This is a genomic window from Granulicella rosea (assembly GCF_900188085.1).
Lineage (GTDB): Bacteria > Acidobacteriota > Terriglobia > Terriglobales > Acidobacteriaceae > Edaphobacter > Edaphobacter rosea.
This window is the reverse complement of record NZ_FZOU01000001.1, coordinates 715,852-734,495: the sequence shown is the minus strand read 5'-3', so window position 1 is coordinate 734,495 and position 18,644 is coordinate 715,852. Positions and strand designations below refer to the sequence as shown.

Genomic DNA, 18,644 nt, shown 5'->3' with positions numbered 1-18,644 from the left:
CGCTTATGCTGGAGAGACCGATATGAGCAAGCGCGCAAAGCCAGTTCCGCTGTACGACGAGATCCGGACCCTGGTTTTGTCCGCCCGGCAGACGATCGCGCGCGGCGTCGACCTGCTGCAGGTGCGGACCAACTACGAGATCGGCCGCCGCATCGTCGAGCAGGAGCAGCACGGCAAAGGCCGCGCCGAGTATGGAAAGGATCTTCTCAACGACCTCTCGGCCCGGCTTGCGGGCGAGTTCGGGAGCGGCTTTTCGCGCAGCAACCTGGAGTACATGCGCAGGTTTTATCTGGCTTATCCCGATCGCGCCCTGCCGGAATCCCAGGCTTCGCTAAAATCCCAGGTTTCGCTAAAATCCCAGACGCTGTCTGGGAAATTGTCCAGTGAATCGGTGAAGGGCGCGGCCGGCCAGAAGGTTCTGGGTCAGGCTGGAGCTTCACTGAAATCCCAGACAGCGTCTGGGATTTCGCTTGGGATACAAAGTCCCTTCTCCCTGAGCTGGTCGCACTACGTCTTCCTGATCGGAATGAAGGAGGCGGAACGCGACTTCTACGAGATCGAGGCGACGGAGCAGAACTGGACCCTGCGCGAGCTGAAGCGCCAGTTCAATGCGGGCCTCTACGAGCGCCTTGCGCTGAGCCGGGACAAGGCTTCGATCCGGGAGCTCGGCCGCAAGGGACAGCATATCGCCAGACCGGAAGACCTGTTCAAGGAACCCTATGTGCTTGAGTTTCTCGGCCTGCAGGAGCAGGCTGCCTACTCCGAGTCCGATCTGGAATCGGCCATCGTCACGCACATCGAACGCTTTCTTCTCGAGCTCGGAAAGGGATTCCTGTTCGAAGCGCGGCAGAAGCGGTTCACCTTCGACGAAGAGCACTTCTTCGTCGATCTGGTGCTCTACAACCGGCTGCTGCAGTGCTATGTCCTGATCGATCTCAAGATCGGCAAGCTGACCCATCAGGATCTCGGTCAGATGCAGATGTATGTCAACTACTTCGACCGTTACGTGAAGACCGAGAGGGAGAACCACACCATCGGCATCGTTCTGTGCAAGAAGAAAAACAGTGCGCTGGTCCGAATCACGCTGCCTGCGGACGCGAACATCCACGCCAGGGAGTATCGGCTTTATCTGCCGAGCAAAGAAGAGCTGCGGGAAAAGTTGGAAGAATGGGCGGACATGCAGGGGTAAGACCTCGGTGTCCACCACCGCACAGCGACTGTCCGCAAATGGACACCCGGCGGCGAGCCATTCCGGACGAAATCGCGAAATTGCTGGGGTTTTCGACGATTTCGGTTTGGCACGCCAAGTGCCTTTATCGCTGGCATGGATATCTCACGGCCCGACCTCAAACAACAGAAGCTCCGCCGCCTTATCGCCGTCTCCGTCTCCGTGGCCGTGGTGCTGGCCGCCGGCGTGTTCTTCATTCTGCGGCTGAAGCCCGCGGTCCCCACCGTCGACGGCCCGGTGTGGACGGACACGGTCAAGCAGGGCGCGTTCCTGCGCCAGGTGCGCGGCCCCGGAACGCTGGTCCCGCGCGAGGACCGCATCCGGCTGATCCCGGCCGAGACCGAGGCGACCGTTATCCGCATCCGCGTGCTGCCCGGCGCGCATGTCTCGCCCGATACCGTGGTCATGGATCTCGTCGATCCCGAGGTCCAGCAGCAGTTGCTCGACGCGCAGTTGCAGTTGAAGGCCGCGCAGGCCGACCTGCAGAACACGCGGGCTCGCCTGCAAAGCGACCTGATGACCCAGCGCGCGGGCGCAGCGACGGTCTCGGCCGATCAGAAGCAGGCCGCGCTGCAGTCCGAGACGGATAAGAGCCTTTACGATCTCGGCGTCATCAGCGGCCTGTCGTACTCGGCGTCCAAGGGCAAGGCCGATGAGCTGCAGCAGCGCAACGAGATCGAACATCAGCGCTACGACCTGAACTCGAAGGCCATCGCCACGCAGGTCGCCGTGCAGCAGACACGCATCGATCAGGCGTTGGCGGTGCTCGCTCTTCGCCAGCGGCAGCAGGCGGCGCTCAGCGTACGCGCCGGCATCGACGGCGTTCTGGTCGACCTGCCGCACCAGGTGGGCGAGCACGTCGCCATCGGGACGACGCTGGCGAAGGTCGTCCAGCCCGACCAGTTGAAGGCGACGTTGAAGATTCCCGAGACTCAGGCGCGCGACATCCAACTGGGTCAGCCGGCGGAGATCGACACGCACAACGGCGTCATCCCGGGCAAGGTCATGCGCATCGACCCCGCCGTGCAGAACGGCACCGTCACGGTCGACGTGGAGCTCGCCGGCGCACTGCCGCAGGGCGCGCGGCCGGACCTCTCGGTCGACGGCACCATCGATCTCGACCGCCTCTCGAACGTCCTCTACATGGGCCGTCCCGCGCTCGGCAACGAGAGGTCGACGATGAGCCTGTTCAAGGTCTCGCCCGATGGCAGGACCGCAACCCGCGTCCAGGTCCAGGTGGGCCGCGCCTCGGTCAACAGCATGGAGATCGTCAGCGGACTGCAGGCCGGCGACGTTGTCGTCCTTTCCGATATGTCCCGCTGGGAGAGCGTCGACCGCGTTCGCCTCCAGCAGTAAGTCCATCTTTTCGGCCGCAGCATCAACAGATTAAAGAGTTCAAGGGAGCCACACATGAGCAAAGAAGCCAAGTCCTCCAGCCTCATCCAGATCGACGGTCTCACCAAGGTCTTCTTCACCGACGAGGTGGAGACGCACGCCCTCTCCGGCATCCATCTCTCCATCGCGCGCGGCGAGTACCTCGCCATGTCCGGTCCGTCGGGCTGCGGCAAATCCACCCTGCTCTCCATCCTCGGCCTGCTCGATACGCCGAGCGGCGGGCAGTACAACCTGAACGGCCTGCCGGTCGCGAACCTTACCTTTGCCGAGCGCTCGCGCATTCGCAACCAGGAGATCGGCTTCATCTTCCAGAGCTTCAACCTGATCGGCGATCTAACGGTGTTCGAGAATGTGGAGCTGCCCCTGACCTATCGCAGCGGCATGGCGGCCTCCGAACGCAAGGACCGCGTGGCGCGCGCGCTCGATCGCGTCGGCATGGCGCACCGCACGCGTCACTATCCGGCGCAGCTCTCGGGCGGACAGCAGCAGCGTGTCGCCGTAGCCCGCGCCCTGGCCGGCTCGCCGTCCATCCTGCTGGCCGACGAGCCCACCGGCAACCTCGACTCGAAGAACGGCGAGGCCGTCATGACCCTGCTGGCCGAGCTGCACGCCGAAGGCTCGACCATCTGCATGGTCACGCATGACGTTCGCTTCGCGGCGCACGCCCAGCGGCAGGTTCACCTCTTCGACGGCAAGATCGTCGCCGAGGGCGAGCTGCAGCAGTTGCTCGCGGAGCTCGAACAGCCGCCCGTCCGGATCGCGCGCTAGCTGCCACACGACAACGCACAGCAGACACCAAGATCAGGAGCACGCCATGGAATCCGCCCTCAAAGACCTTCGCTACGCCTTTCGCCAGCTACTCCGTTCGCCCGGCTTCGCGTTGACCGCGATCCTTACGCTTGCGCTCGGCATCGGCGCCAACACCGCCATCTTCTCGCTGCTCGACCAGGCGCTGCTGCGCACGTTGCCGGTCCGCGACCCGGGCTCGCTCGTCGTTCTGGAGGACACGGGCAGGAGCTGGAAGGGAAGCATGAGCGACCATGGTGGAGATCAGGCCGCGTACTTCTCGTACCCGATGTACAAGGATTTGCGGGATAAGAATCAGGCGCTCGACGGCCTCCTCGCCACCTCGCCGACCAACCTCGGCTTCCTGCGCAACGGCTCGTCGAAGCTGGTCTCGGCCGAGGTCGTCACGGGGAACTACTTCACCGTGCTCGGCGTGGGGCCTGCTCTTGGCCGTGTGCTTACCCAGGCCGACGACCTGCAGAAGAACGGCAGTCCGGTCGCCGTGTTGAGCTACGACTTCTGGAAGAACTTCCTCGGCGCGGACCCCGGCGTCGTCGGCTCGAACGTCTCGATCAACGGCCAGCCGTTCCAGATCGTCGGCGTCGCCGCACAGGGCTTCCATAGCGCGATATGGGGTGAGAATCCCAATGTCTTCGTGCCCATGTGCATGGTTCCCACGGTGCTGCCCAGCGTCGACGATCGCCTCACCGCCCGGTTCAACCGGTGGTTGAACATCGTCGGCCGGCTCAAGCCCGGTCACTCGCGTGCGCAGGCCGAGGCCTCCATCGATCCGCTCTGGCATGCGCTGCGCGCGGAGGAGCTCAAGAGCCTCGGCACGGTGTCGCCGCGCTTTACCAAAGACTTTCTCGGCAGCCGCATGCGCCTGCTTCCGGGCGCGCGCGGCTTCTCTTACCAGCGTGAGAACTTTCAGAAGCCGCTGCTGGCTGTGATGGGTATGTCTCTGCTCGTGCTGATCATTGCGTCGGTCAACGTGGCCAGCCTGCTGCTGGTGCGCTCGGCCTCGCGCGGCCGGGAGTTCTCGCTCCGCTTCGCGCTGGGCGCGGAGGCCTCGCGCGTCGCGCAGCAACTGCTGATCGAAGGCCTGCTGATCGGCGTGGCCGGCGGCGCGGTCGGCATGCTGTTCGCACCGCTCGCCATCCGCGCGCTGGTCAGCCGTCTCGCGGGCGATCAGACAAGCGTGGCATTCACGACCGAGATCGACCTGCGGCTACTGGCCTTCAACTTCGGCATCGCGCTTGGCGTCAGCGTGCTCTTCAGCCTCGCGCCGATTCTTCAACTGCGCAAGCCCGATCTGACGCTCGCGCTACGCCAGCAGAGTGGAACCAGCACCGGCGGCATGCTGCGCCTGCGCCGCGTCGTCGTCTGCCTGCAGATCGGCCTCAGCGTCGTGCTGCTAGTCGCGGCAGGTCTGTTTGCCAGGACGATGCAGCAGCTCCGCGCGGTCGACGTAGGCTTCAACACGGCGCATCTCGCGACCTTCCACATCGACGCCACGCTCGCGGGCTACAAGAACGAGCAGATCCCCGCCATCTACCAGCGCGTCATCGAGATGCTCGCCGCATTGCCGGGCACGCAGGGCGTGGCCGCAACCAACGATGCCGAGCTTGCCGGCACCAGCGGAGGAGGTTCGGTTGAGGTCACCGGCTACGTCGCGCCACCCGATACCTCGATCATCATCGAGGCCGAAGGCGTCAACACCGGCTACTTCGCCGCACTGCAGGTGCCCCTGCTCACCGGACGCCTCTTCACCGATGGCGACACCGTTGGTCATCCGCTCGTCGCCGTGGTCAACGAGAGCTTTGCGAAGACCTTCTGCGGCGGCGTGCAGACCTGCGTCGGCAAGATCTCGGACGCGCCCATCCCGGATGTAAGCAACAATCGCGTCAAGGTGGAGATCGTCGGCGTCGTGCGCGACGCAAAGCACCTGGGCGTACGCGACCCCGTCAAGCCGACGCTCTTCGCACCGCTGCGCCAATACACGGTGCCCAGCGATATCTACCTCTACGTGCGCACGACCGGCGACCCCGCGCAAGAGCTCACCGTCATCCGCAAGGCCATGCATCAGCTCGACCCGGCACTCGCGCTCGACAACCTGCGCACCATGGACACGCAGATCGACGACAACCTGCAGAACGATCGCATGATCGCGCTGCTGGCCATCGCCTTCGGCGCTCTTGCAACGCTGCTGGCCGGCGTCGGTCTCTACGGCGTGCTGGCCTACTCGATCGCGCAGCGCACGCGCGAGATCGGTCTGCGCATCGCGCTCGGCTCTTCGCGTCTGGCGGTTGTGCGCCTGGTCCTGACGGAGCTGATGCGGCTGGCCGCGCTCGGCATCGTCATCGCCATTCCGCTCGCGTTCGGACTCAGCAAACTCGTGCAGTCGCAGCTCTTCGGCGTCTCGGCCGCGGACCCGTCGATCCTGCTCTCGGTCACCGCGCTCATCAGCCTGGTCGCCCTGGTCGCCGCGCTGATACCCGCTCGCCGCGCGGCTTCGGTGCAACCTATCATCGCCCTGCGCACGGAGTAGCGGGTTCGCGCAGACTGCTCGTCATCTCGACCGGAGCCACGGACGGCTTTATCGTCCGTGGCGGAGCGGAGAGACCCCCGTATTTCGCTTTTGCGGTTGCTTGTTCTCGTTGGTAGCAGCCGTCACGAAGATCACTACAGCGCAGCGGATGAAGCCGCACATTGCAAGTCGAGCCTATACGGCAAGGCATGAAGCCATGCCCTTAAGCAAGACGGAGTAGTACAGGAAGGCCGTGCCGTCATGAAGATTCAAAATGTAACCGCTACCGTTGCAATGATGCTGGTCCTCATGCCGTCGCCGACGGTATATGCGCAGCAGCAGATCCCCGCGGCCCCGCAGCCGCAGGTGCTCGCGCAGACCGTGCAAAGCAAGCCGGTCTCGCTTGACCTGCCGCACTCCTGGAACCCGCTCAACGCCTACCGCACCGCGCATGTGCAGGCGCCGAACCTCGCCAACTCGCCGCGCATCGACTCGCTCGTCCACGACGGCGTGCTGGAGCTATCGCTCAAGGACGCCATCTCCCTCGCGCTCGAGAACAACCTCGACCTCGCCATCGCGCGCTACAACATCCCCATCGCCAAGGCCGATGTGCTGCGTACGCAGGCCGGCGGAACCTTCCTCGGCGTCAACACGGGCGTCGTGCAGAACACGCCTGGCGGCGGTGTGGGAGGCTTCGGTTCAGGTTCGACCGGCGCTGGCGCTGGCGGAACCTCGGGCGGCGCTGGCGGCGCCGGCGCTGGTGCATCGGGCCTCGTGCAGTCGACGCTTGGCAACGGTTCGACGGTATCGTCCTACGATCCGAACATCTCCGGCACGATCGGTTATTCGAACTCCGTCACGCCGCTTTCGAGCGAGGCCATCTACGGCGTGCCCACGCTGCACACAGGCGACTTCGCCGGACAGCTTCAGTACACGCAGGCCTTCGCCACCGGCACCAGCGTCAACTTCGGCTTCAACTCCGACCGGGTCACCTCGAACAGCCCGTACTCCTTCCTCACGCCGGAGCTGGACAGCTCCTTCCAGGTGCTTGTGCATCAGCACTTACTCTCCGGCTTCGGACTCGGCCCGAACCTGCGTTACCTGCGTATCGCGCGCAACAACCAGAAGATCTCGGATCAGGCCTTTGAGCTGCAGGTCATCTCGACCGTCACGCAGATCGCCAACATCTACTGGGACCTCGTCGCCGCGTACGAGGACGAGCAGGTGAAGGTGCGTTCGCTCGACTTCGCGCAGCAGACGCTTGACTCCGGCCGCAAGCAGCTTCAGCTTCAGGCCATCCCCGCGCTCGATGTGCTGAAGGATGAGGCCGAGGTCGCCAACCGCGAGCAGGATCTGACCATCGCGCGTTCGCAGCTTCAGTTTCAATCCCTGCTCATCAAGAACGCGTTGACCAAGAACCTCGATGATCCTATCCTCGAGGCCATGCCGGTGCGTCCGACCGACCTGAGCGCCAACGCCCTGAACGATGCGGCGCCAGTCGTCGGCGACGACCTCGTCGTGCAGGCGCTTGCGCATCGCATCGAGATCTCGGAGTCGAACATCGACCTGCAGAACCGGCAGATCAGCCGCAACGCCGTACGCAACGCGCTGCTCCCGCAGGTGGACCTGGTGGGCTACTACGGCGGCACGGGCCTGGCTGGGTCCAACAACCCGCTCTCTACCACACCCTCGACCGCGCCCAGCGGATACAGCGGCGCGTTCACCAATACCTTCAACGGCTCCGCGCCGAACTACTACGTGGGCGTCAACGTGAACATCCCGATCCGCAACCGCGTCTCGAAGTCCGACCAGGTACGTTCGGAGCTCGAATCCCGCCAGGCCGAGCTGCACCTGCAGCAGCAGCGCAAGCAGATTCGCATCGAGGTGCGCAACGCGCAGTATGCGCTTGAACAGAGCCAGGCCCGCGTCACCGCCGCAACCAAGGCGCGCGACCTGCAGCAGCGGACCTTCACCATCACCGAGAAGGAGCAGGCGCTCGGCGCCGGTTCGGCCCTACAGACGCTGGCCGCGCGGCGCGATCTTGCGGCGTCCGAGTCCGCACTCGTCGCCGCACGCACCGCGTACCAGAAGGCGCGAGTTGAGCTGGAGCGCTCGACCGGCCAGACGCTCGAAGCGAACGCCATCTCGATCGACGCCGCGCGATCCGGCGTGCCCCCGGCAGGGAACTAGATGGCCTATCATCAAAGTTGGTGAACCTTTGGCATCCGTATCCTCCAAGCCGCCTCTTGCCCGCCTGCTCGTCGCGGACGATCAGGTGCATATCCTCGAAGCCCTTCGGCTGCTGCTGAAGCCGGAGGGCTACGCGCTCGACATGGCCGCAAGCCCCGCCGAGGTGCTCGAAAAGCTCGGACAGCACGAGTTCGACGGCGTGCTGATGGACCTGAACTACAGCCGCGACACCACCTCCGGGCGCGAGGGGCTGGACCTGATCTCGACCATCCGCAAGCTGGATGCGCACCTGCCCGTCATCGTCATGACGGCATGGGCCAACGTCGAGCTGGCCGTCGAGGCGATGCGGCGCGGCGCCAGCGACTTCGTCCAGAAGCCCTGGGAGAACGCGCGCCTGCTCACCATCCTGCGCACCCAGCTTGAGCTCTTCCAGCTTCAACGCAGGGCGCAGCGGCTGGAGGCGGAGAATCGCCTGCTGCGCACCGAGGGCATGCCGGACTTCATCGCCGACGCGCCGTCCATGCGGCCGGTCGTCGAGTTGATGGCGCGCATCGGCCCGTCGGACGCCAACATCCTCATCACCGGCGAACACGGCACGGGTAAGGAGGTCGTCGCGCAGACCCTGCACCGGCTCTCGCGGCGAGCCGACCGCAGCCTCATCGCCGTCAACACCGGCGCGCTGCCCGAAGGAACCTTCGAGAGCGAGCTCTTCGGCCACGTCAAAGGCGCCTTCACCGATGCCCGCGCCGATCGCATCGGACGCTTCGAGCTGGCCTCGGGCGGCACGCTCTTTCTCGACGAGATCGCCAACATCCCCGTGCGCCAGCAGGCCAAGCTGCTGCGCGTGCTGGAGACCGGCGAGCTGGAGCGCGTCGGCTCGTCGACCACCCGTAAAGTCGACGTGCGCATGCTCTCCGCCACCAACGCCGACCTGCGCGCTGAGGCCGCCGAAGGACGCTTCCGCGAGGACCTCTTCTTCCGCCTGAACACGGTCGAGATCCATCTGCCGCCGCTGCGCGAACGCCGCGAAGACCTGCCGCTGCTGGCCGCGCACTTCCTCTCACGCTACGCGACGCGTTATCGCAGGCCGCTTGCGGGCTTCGAACCCGCGACGCTGGAGCTGATGCTGCAATACCCCTGGCCGGGCAACGTGCGCGAGCTCGACCACACCATGGAACGAGCCGTTCTGATGGCGCGCGGCAACTATCTGCAGCCATCCGACCTCGGCCTGCAGCCTCGCGCCGTGCCGCAGATGGACGCGGCGCAGGCGCTCGACAACCTCAGCCTCGAAGCCGTTGAGACGATCCTCATCCGCAAGGCGCTCGGCAAAGCCAACGGCAACATCAGCCACGCCGCGGACGCGCTGGGTCTGAGCCGCGGCGCGCTCTACCGGCGCATGGAAAAGTATGGCCTCTGACGCCCCGCACGATGCCACGCAACTGCCTCTGGCCCGCGGCGCCGGCCTGCTCAGCTTCGAACGCCGGCTGCGGCTCGGACTGCTGCTTGGCGCGGTCGCCATCGTGCTTCCCACTGGCCGGCTCGCGTATCTCCACTACGGTTCGAAGCCGATCGCACTGGCCGTCGCCGCCGCTCTCTCGGCCCTGCTCGCGGTGCTTATCACTCTTCTACTCGGTCAGCTTGTGCGGCCTTTGCAGACGCTTTCGAACGTCGTCGCCGCGCTGCGGGAGAACGACTATTCGTTTCGCGCGCGGGGCGCCCGGCGGGGAGATGTCGTCGGCGATCTCGCCCTTGAGATCAACGCGCTGGCCGGCGCATTGCAGGTGCAGCGCTCTGCCGCGCAGGACGCACTGACCCTGCTCGAACGCGTGTTGACCTCGATGCAGTCGCCCGTGCTGGCCTTCGACCCCGAAGGCCGCCTGCGTCTGCTGAACACCGCCGCCCGCGAGGCCTTCGCGCTCGGCCCAGCCGACCCGATCGGGCGCACCGCGCACGAACTCGGCATCGACGCCCTGCTGGAGGTCGCCGACGAAGGCCTTTACCCAGAGGCTCTGCCGGGCGCAGTCGCCGCGCAGCCCACGCGCTGGTCGATTCGCAGAACGACCTTCAGGCTCCACGGTGTTCCGCACGATCTGCTCGTACTTTCGGATGTCGCCGCCGTCTTGCGGGAGGAGGAACGAAGCGCGTGGCAACGTCTCATCCGCGTACTCAGCCACGAGATCAACAACTCGTTGACGCCGATCCAGTCCATCGCCGGCAGTCTGCGCACGCGCGTCGACGCGACGCTCGAAGCCGATGCGGCGGAGGACTTCGACCGCGGCCTGTCGATCATCGAAGAGCGTTCGGCCTCGCTCAACCGCTTCCTGCAGGCGTACCAGCGGCTCTCGCACCTGCCTCCGCCGAAGCTGAAACGGACACCGCTGCTCGATCTTGCGACGCGCGCGGCAAGGCTTGAGACGAGGCTTGCGGTGACGATTGCGCCCGGACCGGCGGTCGAGCTGCAGTGCGACGCCGACCAGATGCAACAGGCGCTCATCAACCTGATTCAGAACGCGGCGGACGCTGCGCTCAGCCCCGAGGCCAGCGCGCCCGGCCGGACGCCCGCCGTCACGCTCTCCTGGGAGCTTCACGGCGCGGAGCTCAGCCTGCGCATCGAAGACAATGGCTTGGGGATCGAAAATCCGTCCAATCTCTTCGTGCCGTTCTATACGACCAAGCCGAAGGGAACCGGCATCGGACTGGTGCTCGTGCAGCAGATCGCCACGGCGCACCACGGCTCCGTCCGGCTGATGTCTCGACGGGATGGCAGGGGCGCGCTCGCGGAGATGCTGATGCCGGTTGCTTGACGGCCTCTGAGTGCGGGAGTCAGACGAGCGGCTTCAGATCCTCAAGCATCGTAGGGATCAGCTCCGACACCGTCGGATGGATATGCACTGCATGCGTCAGCAGAGTGTACGGCTTCTTCGCATACATCGTGTCCAGGATGCAGTGAATGGCCTCGTCCCCACCGACGCCGAGGATCGCCGCGCCCAGAATCAGCTCGCTCTCGGCATCGACGAAGACCTTCATGAAGCCCTGCGATTCGCCCTTCTCGACGGCTCGCCCCACCTTCGTCATGGGGCGCGTTCCGACGAGAATCTTCTTGCCCGTCCCGCGCACCTCGGCCTCGGTCATGCCGACCTGGCCGAGCGGTGGGTCGATGTAGAGCGCGTGGCATTGGATGCGGTCGCTGACCCTGCGCGCCGCGCCGTCCAGTAGGTTCTCCGCGACGATCTCGAAGTCGTTGTACGAAGTGTGGGTGAAGGCGCCTCGCCCGTTGCAGTCGCCCAGCGCGTAGATGCCGGGGACGTTCGTGCGCAGCTCGTCGTCCACCACGATGAATCCCCGCTCGTCCGTGGCGACGCCTGCGGTTTCGAGGCCAAGATCGTCCGTATTGGGCCTGCGTCCCACGGCCATCAGCACGTGCGATCCGACGATCTCCGGCTCTTCATCCTTGCAGTCCACCTGCACCGCGATCGCGTCGCCACGCTTGCTCAGGGCGATGCATTCCGCATGCAGGCGAATGCGAACGCCCTCGGCTTCGAGGATGCCCTTGATCGCCTCCGAGATATCTTCGTCCTCGTGCGCGACCAGCCGTGCGCCGCGTTCTACCACCGTCACCTGCGCGCCAAACCGCCGATACATCTGCGCGAACTCCAGTCCGATGTAGCTTCCGCCGATGACGACCAGATGCTCCGGCAGCACATCCAGCTCCAACAGAGACGTGTTGTTCAGCGTGGCGACCTCATCGATGCCGCTCAGCTTCGGCGACGACGCGCGTCCACCGACGTTGATGAAAATCCTATCCGCCGAGATGACATCGCCGCCCACCCGCACCTCGGTCGGCGAGACGAATCGCGCATGCTCATGAAAGACCGTGCATCCCTTCATCCCGCGCAGCCAGCCCTCGACGCCGTTGCGCGACTTCAACAGCACACGCTCCTTGCGCGCCTTCACGGCCTTCATGTCCACGCGGATCTCGCCGCCGATGACGACCCCGAACTCTGCGCCTCGCCGCGCCTGCTGCGCCGCGTACGCGCTCGCCACCAGCGTTTTGGTCGGGATGCAGCCCGTGTTGACGCAGGTCCCGCCGAAGAGATGGCGCTCGACCATGGCGACGGTCTGACCCGCTGCGGTCAACCGTCCGGCAAGCGATGGACCGGCCTGGCCGGCTCCCAGAATGATGGCGTCGTAGTGCTGATTCATGCCGATTGTTCCACGCTTAAAAACTTGTTGAAGATGCTGTTTTGATTAAGGGCACGGCTTCAGCCGTGCCGGAGAAGCCTGATGAGCGATGCGGCTTTAGCCGTTGAGGTACGGTTTCCGTGAACTCTTCCAATCATCCTAGCGCAATGCAGGACCGCCGCCTCGATCGGCTAGAATGTTGCGCATGTCCAGAAACGGTTTTCGCCGGTGCGCTCTCGCGTTCGCGCTCTTGACCCTGTGCTCTGCTTCCTTGCTTTACGGCCAGACGAAGCCTGGTCTCGTGGTCGAGGGCGACCACTTCACCCTCGACGGCAAGCCGTTCAAGGTGATGTCTGGCGAGCTGCACTATGCGCGGATTCCGCGCGAGTACTGGCATGCGCGGCTGAAGATGGCGCGCGCGATGGGGCTGAATACGATTGCGACCTATGTCTTCTGGAATCTGCACGAACCCTCGCCCGGCGTATACGACTTCAGCGGCCAGAACGACCTCGCGGCGTTTATCCGCGCCGCGCAGGAGGAGGGTCTCTACGTCATTCTGCGCGCCGGCCCGTACGTCTGCGCGGAGTGGGAGCTGGGCGGGCTACCTTCGTGGCTGCTGGCCGATCCCGCATCGGCGGCGGCGCTGCGGTCGGACGATCCCGCCTTCATGGCGCCCGTCGAGCGCTGGATGAAGCGGCTCGCGCAGGAGGTGGCGCCGCTGCAGGTCGGCAATGGCGGCCCGATCCTCATCACGCAGGTGGAGAACGAGTACGGCGGCTTCGGCTCGGACCACGTATACATGCGGCACATGCGCGATATCCTCGTGCGCGCCGGGTTCACGGCCTCCATGCTCGACACGGTCGATGGCTTCAACGATCTGGCGAAGGGTGAGATTCCCGGCGTCTTTGCCGGGGTCAACTTTGGCCTGGGCAGCTCGAAGAAGGGTATGGACGCGGCGGCGGCCTTCCGGCCTGGCGCGCCCATCTTCGTCACCGAATACTGGCCAGGGTGGTTCGACTCCTGGGGCCACCCGCACCAGACGCGCTCGACCTCCGTGCAGCTCGACGATCTGGCGTACATGTTGAAGCACGGCGCGGGCGTAAATCTGTACATGTTCCACGGCGGCACCAGCTTCGGCTTCATGTCCGGCGCGGACAGCTCGCACGGCAACTACCTGCCGGATACGACAAGCTACGACTACGGCGCGCCGCTCGATGAATCCGGTCGCCCGACGCCGAAGTTCTACGCGATGCGCAAGATCTTCGCCGAGTATGCAAGTTGCGGAGACAAGCGCGGCGAGGCCTGTCTGCCGCCGGTTCCCGCCTCCGGCCCGGTGGTCGCGATCCCCGCGCTGGCGCTCAAGGAATCGGCCTCTCTGTGGGAGAACCTGCCCGCGCCCGTCGAGAGCGAGCACACGAAGACGATGGAGGAGATCGGCCAGTCGTACGGCTATCTTCTCTATCGGACGAGCCTGCCGTCGGCCACGCATGGGACGCTGGCGCTCGAAGAGCTTCACGACTACGCGCAGGTATACGTCGACGGCAAGCTGGCTGGAACACTCGATCGGCGGGAGAAGCGCAACACGCTGGCGCTGACGACCACAGGCCCCGCGCGGCTGGACATCGTGGTCGAAAATACGGCGCGCATCAACTATTCGAAGGCGATCCGCACCGAGCGCAAAGGCATCACCCAGCGGGCGACGCTCGACGGCAGGGAACTGACTGGATGGAAGTTGTACCGTCTGCCGATGACCGCGCTGCCGGAGCGTTACGTCACAAGCAAAGCCTCGGGGCCTGCGTTCTTTCGCGCCAGCTTCACGCTTGCCGCCGTAGGGGATACGTTTCTCGACACGCGCGCTTTGGGCAAGGGCGCGGTCTGGGTAAACGGGCATGCGCTGGGCCGCTTCTGGAATGTGGGTCCGCAGCAGACGCTGTACCTGCCTGCGCCGTGGCTGCGCACGGGAGCCAACGAGATCGTCGTCTTCGACCTGATGCCGGGCGAAAAGCCTGCGGTGGCTGGGCTGCAAAAGCCGATCCTCGATGCGCCCGTGGCGGACCAGAGCGGAAACCGCGTGCAGCAGTAAGCGTCTTTGTCGGCGGTGCAGCGAATACATGAGGCGCACGCAGCTTTTATCCGCGCGCCGAAGCCGAAGCGGGACAGCGAATCCCGTATCGGGTCGCGCCCGCGCAAGACCTCGCCACGTGCGAAGTAAGTCTTCGCCGATCGTCCGCCGCTCCGCTATGCTCAACCCCATATCGAGCGGAGGCAGGTCGTGCAGCAGGGATCCGTGCAACAGGGTTTGTCGAGCGTCGCCGTACTCATCCCGGCATGGCAGCCGGAGACAGTGCTGATCGCGCTCACCGAAGAACTGATGAGCGCGGGATTCGGCGCGGTGATCGCGGTGGATGACGGCAGCGGCTCCGCGTTCGAAGGCGTCTTTGCGCGGCTTCGGCTGCGTGGCGTGCACGTGCTGCGCCATGCCGTCAACCTGGGCAAAGGACGCGCGTTGAAGACCGGCTTCAACTATCTGTTGACCGATAAGCCGGAGCTGCGCGGCGTCGTGACCGCCGACGCGGACGGCCAGCACGCCGTGGCGGACATCGTTCGCGTGGCGCTGCGGTTGATCGAAGACGACACCCAGCCGGTGCTCGGGGTGCGGCAGTTCTCTGGCGCCGTGCCTTTGCGCAGCCGGTTTGGCAATCGGCTGACGCGCGGTCTCTTCGGCTTTCTTACGGGTGTAAAGCTGGGCGATACACAGACCGGTCTGCGCGGCCTGCCGATGGCCCTGCTGCCGGGCCTGGTGGCGCTCGACGGCGAGCACTACGAGTACGAGATGACGATGCTTGCGCACCTGTGCCGCGACGGACGCAGACCGGTCGAGGCGCCGATCGAGACCATCTACCTCGAAGACAATCGCGGCTCGCACTTCGACCCGCTGCGCGACTCCGCGCGCATCTACCTCGCGCTGGCAAGGTCGTCTCTGTCGTCGATCTTTCACCGGTCGAGGGCTGTGTGAATCCGCTCTCGGCGCTGTCGATGGCTCAGCTTATCGCGCATGAACGTTGAGCCGCTTCTGCGACTCCGACCAGGCGAGATTGTTCTTTGCCAGTTGGAAGTCGGGCTTGAGCGCGAGCGCGCGCCGCGCCGCGTCGATCGCCTCATCCCAGCGATGCATCGCCTCGTAGTTGGCGGCGATGTTGTTCCATGCGACGGCCGAGCCTGGGTCGGCTTCGAGCGCGGCCCTCGCCGCCGCGATGCTCTCTTCGAACCTGCCCGCCTGGTTCAGGCTCAGCGAACGATCGACCAGCTCGCCCGCATGCGCCCGCGGAGCTTGCTGCGCCGCCAATAACAGCTCGCGCTCCATGGGCCGCGCGGGGTTCAGTGCGATGGCTTTGCGCTCTTCCGCAATCGCCTCTGCAAGGCGGTTCTGCGCAAGCAGCCAGCGCCCATAGAAGGCGTGTCCCTGGTCATCCTCCGGTGCCAGCGAGATCGCTCGTTGAAAGTGCCGCTCGGCCTCCGCCGCGCGGTTCATCGCGCCGCACACGACGCCGAGGTTGATCTCGAGCGTCGCGTAGTTCGGCGTGTATTGCGCCGCATCGTTGAAGTACCTCAACGCCTGCGCATACGCGCCCTTGTTCATCTGCGTCAGGCCGTAGATCATCAGGCCGCGCCCGTTGTGCGGCGACTTCTGCACGTCGTCGAGCCACAGCGTCTCCTCGGTCGACCACACGCGATTGCGCGCATGCACGCCCCACGCATAGCCGCCTAACGCAAGCACGGCAAGCGCAACCAGCGCGGGCCGCGGACGTTGCAGCGACGAAGGCCCAAGCGCATGTTGCAGACCCAGCCACAGCGTCCACGCGACGGCCGGGACAAGACCCGCGAAGGAGAAGAACATGCGATGGTCGTTCTCCACCTCCGAGAGCGCATAGACCGAGGTGGGAAGCTGCGTCGCGACGAACCAGATCAACCCATACGCCACGGGATACCACCGCCTGCGCCGCGACGTCGCAACGATCGCCGCCGCCAGCAGCGCGACGAACGCGAAGCCCAGCGCGGCCTGTGCGTTCCACGCGTGAAACGGTGCAAGGTCGGAGTCGACGTTCAGATGCAGCGGTAGAAACAGCGCGCCGAAGTAGCGCAGCCACACCCATGGCTGCGTCATCCGGTACTCCCACGGCGAAAGGATGGAAGGCGCAAAGCTCTTCGGCGTCATGGCCGACTGCAGACACAGCGCCGCCGCCGTCACCGTCAGCGAAGGCAGCATCGCCAGCGCGCTTGTTCGCCAGCGTCCACGACCCTCCGGCGCCTCGAAGAAGAAGACATAGAACAGCAGCAGCACGGGGAAGACGGCCGCCGGCGGCTTACACAGCAGCGCGGCGACAAGCGGCAGCAGGTACGCGCCCGTGCGACGCAGATGCGGTCGCCGCGCATACGCCAGCAGGCCCGTGACACAGCCCAGCGTGCAGAAGAGGTCGCCGCGCTGGATGACGTAGTTCACCGTCTCCGCCATCGCGGGATGCAGACCGAACCACGCCGTCGTCAGCAGCGCGACGCCAGCCTGAGCCTCGCCGGCGGCTCTCGCGAACAGCGTCTCGTACCAGAGGAAGAGGCATCCCAGCAGCAGCAGGAACCACAGGAAGGTGGTGAGGTGGAACCAGAACGGCACGTAGCCATGTCCCAGCGCGTAGTCCAGCGCAAGCGACGCCGAAACCAGCGGCCGGTAGGTCCGGTTCGCGGGCAGCACGCTGAACGTGCCCGCGTCGGCGAAGAAGCGCGGCACGTTGCTCAGTCTGCGGATCGCGGGGTTGTCCGTGACGGTGTGGAAGTCGTCGAAGTGAAAGGCATTGTCGAAGGAGTTCGCATAGGCAAGCAGCGTCGCCAGCAGCAGCGCGAAGAGAAGCCAACGATTGCGCGACGATCCCGCCGTCGTCGCGGGTCTGGAAGCCTGCCGATCTGCCACTGGGCCTGTCTCCGCGCGCGGAGCGAAACCGCTCGCTGAAACATTCTGGCAGAACTCCCGGCCGCGGCGGCATGGCTTTCGCCGTCTTCGTCGCGACAGTCCCGAAATGGTTCTTGCGAGTTTCGTCTTGAATCCGCGCGGCTACCGCACGATCGTGACCCGCCGAATTACGACCGGCGTCACAGGCCGGTTGTGGGCGTCGCGCGGAACTCTTGCGATCTCGGAGACGATCTTCACCGACGCATCGTCGCACTGGCCGAAGATTGTGAAGTGGTCGTCGAGGCCCGAGTGCCGGGGCGCGTCCGTGATGAAGAACGAGCTGTCGTTCTCGTCCGGGCCGCTGTTCGCCATGGCCAGCCGTCCGGGCCGGTCGAAGTTCAGCCCCGGCACAATCTCGATGGAATACTGGATACCGATCTCGCCGCCGCCGGTCGAACCGCCGGGATAGTTCTGGTTCTGAATCATGAAGTCCGGCAGCACACGGTTGAAGAGCAGCCCGTTGTAGAAGGGCTTGCCCCGCATCGTGACGTGGGTGTGCGGCATCGTCCAAGCCTTCGTGCCCTCGGCGAGCCCGATGAAGACCCCGGTCGCGACCGGCGCCTCCTTCTCGAAGAGTCTGCAGGTGAGCGTACCCATGCTGGTCTCGATCTTCGCGGTCGGCCCAGTCGGTTCGGGCGCGGCGATCGTCGACACCGGCGGCGGCGTGGGCTGCGGCACGACGCTCGCGACGGGCACATCCGGCGCGACCGGCGGCAGCGGCTGATCCGGCTGCACGATGCTGATCTTGTTGATCGCCACCGGGCTGGACGGATGATTGTCCGTCGTCAGCATCAGGTGCGAGATCTTCGCGGCAAGCTCCACCGTCGCATCGTCGCACTGGCCGAAGATCGCGCCACGGTCGTTCTCGTCCATCTCCGCGTCCGCGTGAACGCTGATGACGAAGGAGGAGCGACTGATCTTGCCCTTGCGGATCGCCATCGCGAGACGGCCGGGACGATCGAAGGCGAGCCCCGCGGTCTTCGCGCCCGGCAGCGGCTCGCCGGCCGTGCCCAGACCCCCGCCGACGCGGTCCCCGCCGGTGACGGCGTCGGTCAGGCCATAGATCGCGGTGCCGTCGTAGAACGGCTTGCCGGGTTGCGGCACGCCGGTCAGCGGATCCTTCCACACCTGCGCGCCCGTGGCGAGCGAGATGAAGTTCGCGGTCAGCTCCGGCGCCTGCGCGGCATAAAGACGACAGACGAGGCGGCCCATGGTCGTGTCGAAGACCACCGTCGGGCCGGTCGGTGTGGGCGCGGCGCGATGCGTCCTGGCCGCGCTCTTGCCGCTCTGCGCCAGCGACAGGTGCGCGGAAAGCGATAAGGCCACGGCGACAA

General features: G+C 65.5%; 12 protein-coding genes. 9 read left to right on the top strand and 3 right to left on the bottom strand.

Translation table 11 applies throughout. From position 1 onward, the window contains the following. The first annotated feature begins 22 nt into the window (after positions 1-22). The 7 genes from CHB87_RS03305 (at position 23) to CHB87_RS03275 (ending at position 10,930) form a co-directional block, all read left to right on the top strand. Positions 23-1,189, top strand: a complete 1,167-nt coding sequence (locus CHB87_RS03305; RefSeq protein WP_089406940.1) for a PDDEXK nuclease domain-containing protein — start codon at positions 23-25, stop codon at positions 1,187-1,189. Between the two features lie 135 nt (positions 1,190-1,324). Beyond that, positions 1,325-2,584 (top strand): efflux RND transporter periplasmic adaptor subunit, encoded by a 1,260-nt coding sequence (locus CHB87_RS03300; protein ID WP_089406939.1) that lies wholly within the window; start codon positions 1,325-1,327, stop codon positions 2,582-2,584. 54 nt (positions 2,585-2,638) lie between these two features. Continuing rightward, on the top strand, positions 2,639-3,391 hold the full coding sequence (locus CHB87_RS03295; RefSeq protein WP_089406938.1) for an ABC transporter ATP-binding protein: 753 nt from the start codon (positions 2,639-2,641) through the stop codon (positions 3,389-3,391). Positions 3,392-3,437: 46 nt separating this feature from the next. Beyond that, complete coding sequence (locus CHB87_RS03290; RefSeq protein ID WP_089406937.1) at positions 3,438-5,957, top strand: ABC transporter permease; 2,520 nt, start codon at positions 3,438-3,440, stop codon at positions 5,955-5,957. Between the two features lie 240 nt (positions 5,958-6,197). Beyond that, complete coding sequence (locus tag CHB87_RS03285; protein WP_245817788.1) at positions 6,198-8,126, top strand: TolC family protein; 1,929 nt, start codon at positions 6,198-6,200, stop codon at positions 8,124-8,126. A gap of 28 nt (positions 8,127-8,154) precedes the next feature. Then, positions 8,155-9,543: a sigma-54-dependent transcriptional regulator gene (locus CHB87_RS03280; RefSeq protein WP_245817787.1), complete on the top strand. Its 1,389-nt coding sequence runs from the start codon at positions 8,155-8,157 to the stop codon at positions 9,541-9,543. Next, a complete protein-coding gene (locus tag CHB87_RS03275; RefSeq protein ID WP_089406935.1) occupies positions 9,533-10,930 on the top strand; it encodes a sensor histidine kinase in 1,398 nt (465 codons plus the stop codon). The genes CHB87_RS03280 and CHB87_RS03275 overlap by 11 nt, the downstream gene beginning before the upstream one ends. A 19-nt stretch (positions 10,931-10,949) precedes the next feature. Here the strand turns inward: CHB87_RS03275 and CHB87_RS03270 are convergent, their stop codons facing one another. Beyond that, a complete protein-coding gene (locus CHB87_RS03270; protein WP_089406934.1) occupies positions 10,950-12,329 on the bottom strand; it encodes an FAD-containing oxidoreductase in 1,380 nt (459 codons plus the stop codon). A gap of 184 nt (positions 12,330-12,513) precedes the next feature. Between CHB87_RS03270 and CHB87_RS03265 the strand changes: the two genes are divergently transcribed. Continuing rightward, positions 12,514-14,391: a glycoside hydrolase family 35 protein gene (locus CHB87_RS03265; RefSeq protein ID WP_245817786.1), complete on the top strand. Its 1,878-nt coding sequence runs from the start codon at positions 12,514-12,516 to the stop codon at positions 14,389-14,391. A gap of 189 nt (positions 14,392-14,580) precedes the next feature. Next, the gene (locus CHB87_RS03260) at positions 14,581-15,324 is read left to right on the top strand and encodes a glycosyltransferase family 2 protein (protein ID WP_176441555.1); all 744 of its coding nucleotides are present in this window, start codon (positions 14,581-14,583) and stop codon (positions 15,322-15,324) included. A gap of 30 nt (positions 15,325-15,354) precedes the next feature. Here the strand turns inward: CHB87_RS03260 and CHB87_RS03255 are convergent, their stop codons facing one another. Both CHB87_RS03255 and CHB87_RS03250 read right to left on the bottom strand, forming a co-directional pair. Then, the gene (locus CHB87_RS03255) at positions 15,355-17,271 is read right to left on the bottom strand and encodes a tetratricopeptide repeat protein (protein ID WP_089406931.1); all 1,917 of its coding nucleotides are present in this window, start codon (positions 17,269-17,271) and stop codon (positions 15,355-15,357) included. A 141-nt stretch (positions 17,272-17,412) separates the two neighbouring features. Then, on the bottom strand, positions 17,413-18,636 hold the full coding sequence (locus tag CHB87_RS03250; protein WP_176441554.1) for a peptidylprolyl isomerase: 1,224 nt from the start codon (positions 18,634-18,636) through the stop codon (positions 17,413-17,415). Between the last annotated feature and the right edge of the window lie 8 nt (positions 18,637-18,644).